The sequence below is a fragment of the Clostridium sp. AM49-4BH genome (genome assembly GCF_003478335.1).
GTDB lineage: Bacteria > Bacillota > Clostridia > Lachnospirales > Lachnospiraceae > Butyribacter.
On record NZ_QUFB01000085.1, the window covers coordinates 1 to 6,249 of the forward strand.

Genomic DNA, 6,249 nt, shown 5'->3' on the forward strand with positions numbered 1-6,249 from the left:
TATGTCTCGTATTTCAGAGACATTAAGTAACGTGACGTAGCGCATCGTAGCGAAAGCGTCCCGTCCAAAAATGGATGATACCTTGCTAAACCGGGACATCTCAGACAATCCTTCGGGCATGTATTCATCAGAGACTTAACAAAATAAGAAATCCCTCAAAAACTCTGCGTTCTGCGGCAATTATCTTAGTTCGCTGCCGTCAGAACAAGTCAGACTACAGGCTGCAAAATAGTTTATTTGTTGCTGACATAATAAGCAATATGTGGTTTTGCAATAACTTCCGGTATGGGAAGTTTGAATAATATTGTTATTGCTGTGGAAAATTGGAGTCAATAAAGTGGTTTAAGTTGATCTGATTTCTTGGGAATAGAATGCTGCGTCCTGCAAACGAACGGAAAATGCCATTCATTGCATGGAACAACAGTGTTCCGATCAGGATTCCCAACAATGCCAAAGTGTAATCGTCAATCTGTCCGCGTCCCAGTCCACTGACTGCCTGAGAAATTTCCATAGCAGCAGGAAATGCAAGATACAAAAACAGGCGGAATATATAATTCCATTTCAAGAAGTAAGCACAGATATAATAGCCGAATGGAATATAGAGACACACTGCCTCTGCTAAATAACAAATAAGCGGAAACAGATCAGAACCATTTCGCAGTGCGGATTCCAGATAATTACCGGTTGCCATAAATGGTACAAAGTTCTGTGCGCCAAAGGCAGGCTCTTTGTAAGGCGGAACGATCGGTGTAATGTAGTATTGCTTGATCAGTGCCAATATATAGCATACGAGCAGCACTATACTCATTTGGATAAAGAAACGTCGGTATCCCTCGAAGTGCGGCGTTGTATCATACAGATCGCGGATGGAACAGTATAGAAATGGTGTCAACCAGTTTACTAAGACGAGCAGTACCAGATAAAAGCTGTAGTGCAGCCACGGATTTGGCTGGATACAGTATACGATTACCGCATAAATGAACGCTCCGATCGTCATAAATGCAGCGTGGAGCACATTATAGGAATAGCTAAAGGATGATTCCAAAAAAAAGTGTGATAATGCGAGAGATACTAATACTGCAAATACGATCGACCATATTGGTGATGGCAAAAAATAATATAAAAATCCCTCACAGATCAGCGAGAGCAGTGCCAGTAAAATAACGAGACTGCTGATGTTTACGGTACGTGCATTCATAAAGTTCCTCCATTCTGCCATCTGTTGACGGCAATGTGTTTTAATCTTTGTTCTGTGAAAACTAATTGCGGCTAAGTAATTGCTATAGTTTCTTGATGGCAGGACGCACTATATAGCGGCTGCAAAATATAATTAGGCCATCACATAATAAGCAATATGTGATTCTTATAGCAACTTCCGGTATGGGATGTTTTAGTAAGCCACACTTTTTTATTATACGAGAAATGATGAAAAAATTCAATTTCTCCCATGGAATAACTCCAATTGACCTTGCAAAACATGTATTTTCCAAGTATAATGAAACACGGCAAAGGGATGGATGGACAAACTTAGAAAAAATTTAAAAAAAGCTTGACAATACAGAAAAGGTTTGATATATTATACAAGTCGCTTGAAATTGTACGGGATCTTAGCTCAGCTGGGAGAGCATCTGCCTTACAAGCAGAGGGTCACAGGTTCGAGCCCTGTAGGTCCCATTAGACTGTATCAAGCACAGTCATTTATTTTAATATGGCGGAATAGCTCAGTTGGCGAGAGCACATGGTTCATACCCATGGTGTCAGGGGTTCAAATCCCTTTTCCGCTACTAAATGAAGAGCAGGTATAATTGATATACCTGCTCTTTTTGTTAAATCAGGAAATAGCAGAGAAGGAGTGCGATAAAGCAAGATAGATGCTTTTGAAGCATTAGTAGGAGGATTACTATGCGCGTTGGAATGGGATATGATGTACACCGTTTGGTAGAGGATCGACCGCTCATCTTGGGAGGGGTAGAGATCCCATATGAAAAGGGATTGTTAGGACATTCAGATGCTGATGTACTTTTGCATGCGATCATGGATGCTTTACTCGGTGCGGCAGCACTGGGAGATATTGGAAAACATTTTCCGGATACAGATGCTGCCTACAAAGGAGCATCCAGCATAAAGATGTTAGAGCATGTTGGCAAGCTGCTGGAAGAAAAGTGCTATATGATCGACAATATCGATGCAACGATCATTGCACAGAAACCTAAAATGAGAGATTACATTGATACGATGCGAAAAAATGTTGCTGATACGCTGGGGATTGAGCTTGACCAGGTTAATATTAAGGCAACAACAGAAGAAGGACTTGGATTTACCGGAAGTGGAGAGGGAATCTCTTCGCAGGCGATCTGCAGTATTTCTTCTTATTATGAGCACATGGTAAACAATGCCCCGGCAGGATGTGCTTCCTGTGGCGGCTGCGCAAGAAACTGATCGGACAATAACAGATTATGATGTTGCCGTCAAAGGGTATGTAGCCCCTGACGGATGCCATGGCATATTCTCTGCATCATACTATTTTACGGTGATCTTACAACTAACTGTGGTACCGTCCTCTTTCACTTTGATCGTGGCGGTACCTTTTTTGCGTGCGGAGATCACACCTTTTTTGGTGACAGAAGCCACAGAAGAGTTGCTGCTGGAATAGGTGGGTGCATTGCCGGAAGAAACTTTGGCAGTCAGTGTTTTTCGTTTTCCTTTTTTTATTGTTAATTTAGAAGCACTTAATTTGATCGTGGGAGATTTTACGGTTATTTTGCAAGTTCGTGTAACGCCATCTGCCTTGACGGCAATGGTTGCCGTGCCATGTTTTTTGGCAGTCACTACTCCGGAATCCGAGACAACAGCGATACTCCTAGCGCTGGAAGACCAGGTCGGAACGGTTTTGTTTGATACGGATGCCCGCAGTGATATGTTCTGACCGCGGAACAGTGATGCGGCTGTTTGGGATAGAGTGATAGTTGGTTTAACAACGGTAACTTGACAGTGCTGTTCTGTCTGATCTGCTTTGATCGTAATCGTTGCACTGCCGGGTTTGAGTGCGGTGATCAGACCGGTAGAAGAGACCAGTGCGACACTTTTTTTATTGCTACGGTAAGTTGGGACACTGCGATTTGATGTCCTGGCTGTCAATTGGAATGTCTGCTGCTTTTCCAGTGAAAGTGCCGTTTTGTTGAGGGAGATTGTCGTTGGAACGACTTGAATCTGACAATAGGTTTCGGATTTACCGGATTTGACTTTGATCTTGCAGGTGCCGGCTTTTTTGGCAGTGATCACTCCATATACATTGACGGAAGCGATGGAGGAGGCCGAACTGGTAAAGGAAGGGTAGCTTAGGTCAGAGGTGACGGCAGACAAGACCATTTCCTGACCGATCTTTAACGAAGAACGATAACTGGATAAAATGATAAACGGAGATGCAGCACCGGAGTGGCGGACCATAGCAGGGGCGAATAACCCTGTAAGCAGTGCGGCGATCAATACCATAATAAAGAAAGTGCGGTTGACAGATGTGTGTTTGAAAAATTGTTGTTTCATTTCCATAAATACCTCATTTCTGCGCATGAAAACATATCTGATCGGGAGTAGAACGATAGCTGCGCCGGTTGCTATGTACGATAGGAACAAAAGAATGTGAGGGAAACACTCTTGACAGTTAAAAGATAACATGCTAATTTGTATTTGTCAACACATATGGTAATAAAAATATTTCACAAACAGACTCATTTGTGCTATGATTGTGAAGTAAAATTTGTGAAATTACAGGCACAACAGTAAAAGGAGGATAATGCAGTGGACAAAATTAAGATGACAACCCCTTTGGTAGAGATGGATGGAGATGAAATGACCCGTATTTTATGGCAGATGATCAAGGATGAACTGCTGCTTCCATTTATCGATCTCAAGACAGAATATTACGATCTTGGTTTGGAGTACCGTAATCAGACAAATGATCAGGTTACGATCGACTCTGCAGAGGCAACGAAGAAGTATGGTGTTGCAGTAAAGTGCGCAACGATCACACCAAATGCTGCTCGTATGACAGAGTATGACTTGAAGGAAATGTGGAAATCACCAAACGGTACGATCCGTGCTGCATTAGACGGCACCGTATTCCGTGCACCGATTCAGGTAAAAGGCATTGAGCCGTGCGTTAAGAATTGGGAGAAGCCGATCACGTTGGCAAGACATGCATACGGTGATGTTTATAAAAATACAGAGATCAAGGTGCCGGGTCCTGGTAAGGCTGAGTTAGTATTTACCGGAGAAGATGGCAAAGAGATCCGCCAGACGATCATGGATTTTGATGGTCCGGGAATCATTCAGGGTATCCATAATAAAGATAAATCTATTGAGAGCTTTGCCCGTGCATGCTTTAACTATGCATTAGATACAAAGCAGGATCTTTGGTTTGCAACGAAGGATACGATCTCTAAGATATACGATCATAATTTCAAAGATATTTTCCAGGATATTTTTGATAAAGAATATAAGGAGAAATTTGATGCTGCCGGGATTGAGTATTTCTATACATTGATCGATGATGCCGTAGCACGTGTTATGAAGGCAAAAGGAGGATTTATCTGGGCATGTAAGAACTATGATGGAGATGTTATGAGCGATATGGTATCTTCTGCATGCGGTTCTCTTGCTATGATGACTTCGGTATTGGTATCTCCATCTGGCGTATATGAATATGAGGCAGCGCATGGAACAGTACAGAGACATTACTATAAACATTTGAAGGGTGAAGAGACTTCTACTAACTCTGTAGCAACGATCTTCGCTTGGACCGGAGCACTGCGTAAGCGTGGTGAGATGGACGGTATTCAGGAACTGCAGGATTTTGCAGATAAATTAGAGAAAGCGACACTGGGTACGATCGAGTCCGGTAAGATGACGAAGGATCTTGCTCTGATCACCAGCCTTGAAAATGTGACGGTATTAAACAGCGAAGGATTTATTAAGGCAGTTCGTGAATCGTTAGAGCAGGAATTGGCATAATAACAGCTAATGGAGGATTTCTATGAAAGAGCCATTTTTTCAATGCAAGACAGCATTGCCGGACCAGGCATTCACGCATGGTGCGAAATTTCATTCAGATGATGTATTTGCGACAGCATTTTTGCGATTGATCAAACCGGAGATTCAGGTAACACGCGGTTTTGAGGTGCCGGCAGATTTTGACGGCATTGTGTATGATATAGGACGCGGCCGTTTTGATCATCACCAGGAAGATAAGGAATACCGTGAGAACGGATGCCCTTATGCTGCTTTTGGACTGCTATGGCGCGAATACGGTGCACAGTGCATTGGTGAGGAAGAGGCAGTGCGTTTTGATGAGTCTTTTGTGCAGCCGTTAGATGAATCCGACAATACCGGATGTCACAATGTTTTGGCGTCCATTATTGATGAGTTTAATCCTTCTTGGGATTCCGAAGAGAGTTATGACGATTGCTTTTGGCGCGCGGTGAAGATGGCAGAGGAAATCCTGCGTAACCATTTTGAGGCGGTAGCCGGTATTGTACGTGCGGCATCGCTGGTTCGTAAGGCAATGGAAGAAAGCAACGGCAGTATATTGATCCTTCCGAAGTTTGTTCCGTGGAAGAATGAAGTGATTGGAAGTAGTTATCAAATGGTGGTATATCCGTCGAATCGCGGGGGATATAGCGTGCAGGGAGTTCCGATAGAACATGGTGATACAGCACTGGTATGTGCAATGCCGGAAGAGTGGCGTGGTAAAGACGCACCGGAATTATCGCAGATCAGTGGAATTGCTTCGCTTCGTTTTTGCCATGCAAGCGGTTTCTTGGCAGCAGCAGATACGCTGGAAGGCGCTGTACAGGCTGCACAGACTGCAATTGCACGTAAGGAATCCTAGAGAAAATGTATGAGGGATTGCAAAATTACCGGGTCATGCAGCATTTTGCAATAGTAAAGTATTCAAACTCCCCATACCGGAAGTTATTTCAAAACCACATATTGCTTATTATGTCAGCAACAAATAAACTATTTTGCAGCCGGTAGTCTGACTTGTTCTGCCGGCAGCGAACTAAGATAATTGCCGCAGAACGCAGAGTTTTTTGGTGATTTCTTATTTTGTTAAGTCTCTGATGAATACATGCCCGAAGGAATGTTTGAGATGTCCCGGTTTAGCAAGGTATCATCCATTTTTGGACGGGACGCTTTCGCTACGATGCGCTACGTCACGTTACTTAATGTCTCTGAAATACGAGACATAAG

The 6,249-nt window shown here is 43.2% G+C and carries 5 protein-coding genes and 2 tRNA genes; 5 read left to right on the plus strand and 2 right to left on the minus strand.

All coding sequences use genetic code 11. The annotated features are described in order from the left end of the window. Nucleotides 1-307: 307 nt before the first annotated feature. Nucleotides 308-1,198, minus strand: coding sequence for a VanZ family protein (locus DW981_RS13965; RefSeq protein ID WP_022026056.1), 891 nt, complete (start codon nt 1,196-1,198; stop codon nt 308-310). 403 nt (nt 1,199-1,601) lie between these two features. Between DW981_RS13965 and DW981_RS13970 the strand changes: the two genes are divergently transcribed. The 3 genes from DW981_RS13970 (at nt 1,602) to ispF (ending at nt 2,439) form a co-directional block, all read left to right on the plus strand. After that, a tRNA-Val gene (locus DW981_RS13970) sits at nt 1,602-1,674 on the plus strand. Between the two features lie 36 nt (nt 1,675-1,710). Next, a tRNA-Met gene (locus DW981_RS13975) sits at nt 1,711-1,784 on the plus strand. Nucleotides 1,785-1,902: 118 nt separating this feature from the next. Beyond that, nucleotides 1,903-2,439 (plus strand): 2-C-methyl-D-erythritol 2,4-cyclodiphosphate synthase, encoded by a 537-nt coding sequence (gene ispF, locus DW981_RS13980; RefSeq protein ID WP_118508169.1) that lies wholly within the window; start codon nt 1,903-1,905, stop codon nt 2,437-2,439. 81 nt (nt 2,440-2,520) lie between these two features. Here ispF and DW981_RS13985 read toward each other — a convergent pair whose 3' ends face one another. Beyond that, nucleotides 2,521-3,543 (minus strand): Ig-like domain-containing protein, encoded by a 1,023-nt coding sequence (locus DW981_RS13985; protein ID WP_182434301.1) that lies wholly within the window; start codon nt 3,541-3,543, stop codon nt 2,521-2,523. A gap of 255 nt (nt 3,544-3,798) precedes the next feature. Here DW981_RS13985 and DW981_RS13990 point away from each other — a divergent pair, with 255 nt between their 5' ends. Continuing rightward, nucleotides 3,799-5,010, plus strand: a complete 1,212-nt coding sequence (locus tag DW981_RS13990) for an NADP-dependent isocitrate dehydrogenase (protein ID WP_022026053.1) — start codon at nt 3,799-3,801, stop codon at nt 5,008-5,010. 22 nt (nt 5,011-5,032) lie between these two features. After that, entirely contained in the window at nt 5,033-5,887 is an 855-nt protein-coding gene (locus DW981_RS13995) for an MYG1 family protein (protein ID WP_118508171.1), read from the plus strand. Nucleotides 5,888-6,249: the final 362 nt, after the last annotated feature.

Excerpts from the sequence above, each read along its gene's own strand:
- DW981_RS13965 (WP_022026056.1), bottom strand. The coding sequence starts at position 1,198 with ATGAATGCACGTACCGTAAACATCAGCAGTCTCGTTATTTTACTGGCA.
- ispF (WP_118508169.1), top strand. The coding sequence starts at position 1,903 with ATGCGCGTTGGAATGGGATATGATGTACACCGTTTGGTAGAGGATCGA.
- DW981_RS13985 (WP_182434301.1), bottom strand. The coding sequence starts at position 3,543 with ATGAAACAACAATTTTTCAAACACACATCTGTCAACCGCACTTTCTTT.
- DW981_RS13995 (WP_118508171.1), top strand. The coding sequence starts at position 5,033 with ATGAAAGAGCCATTTTTTCAATGCAAGACAGCATTGCCGGACCAGGCA.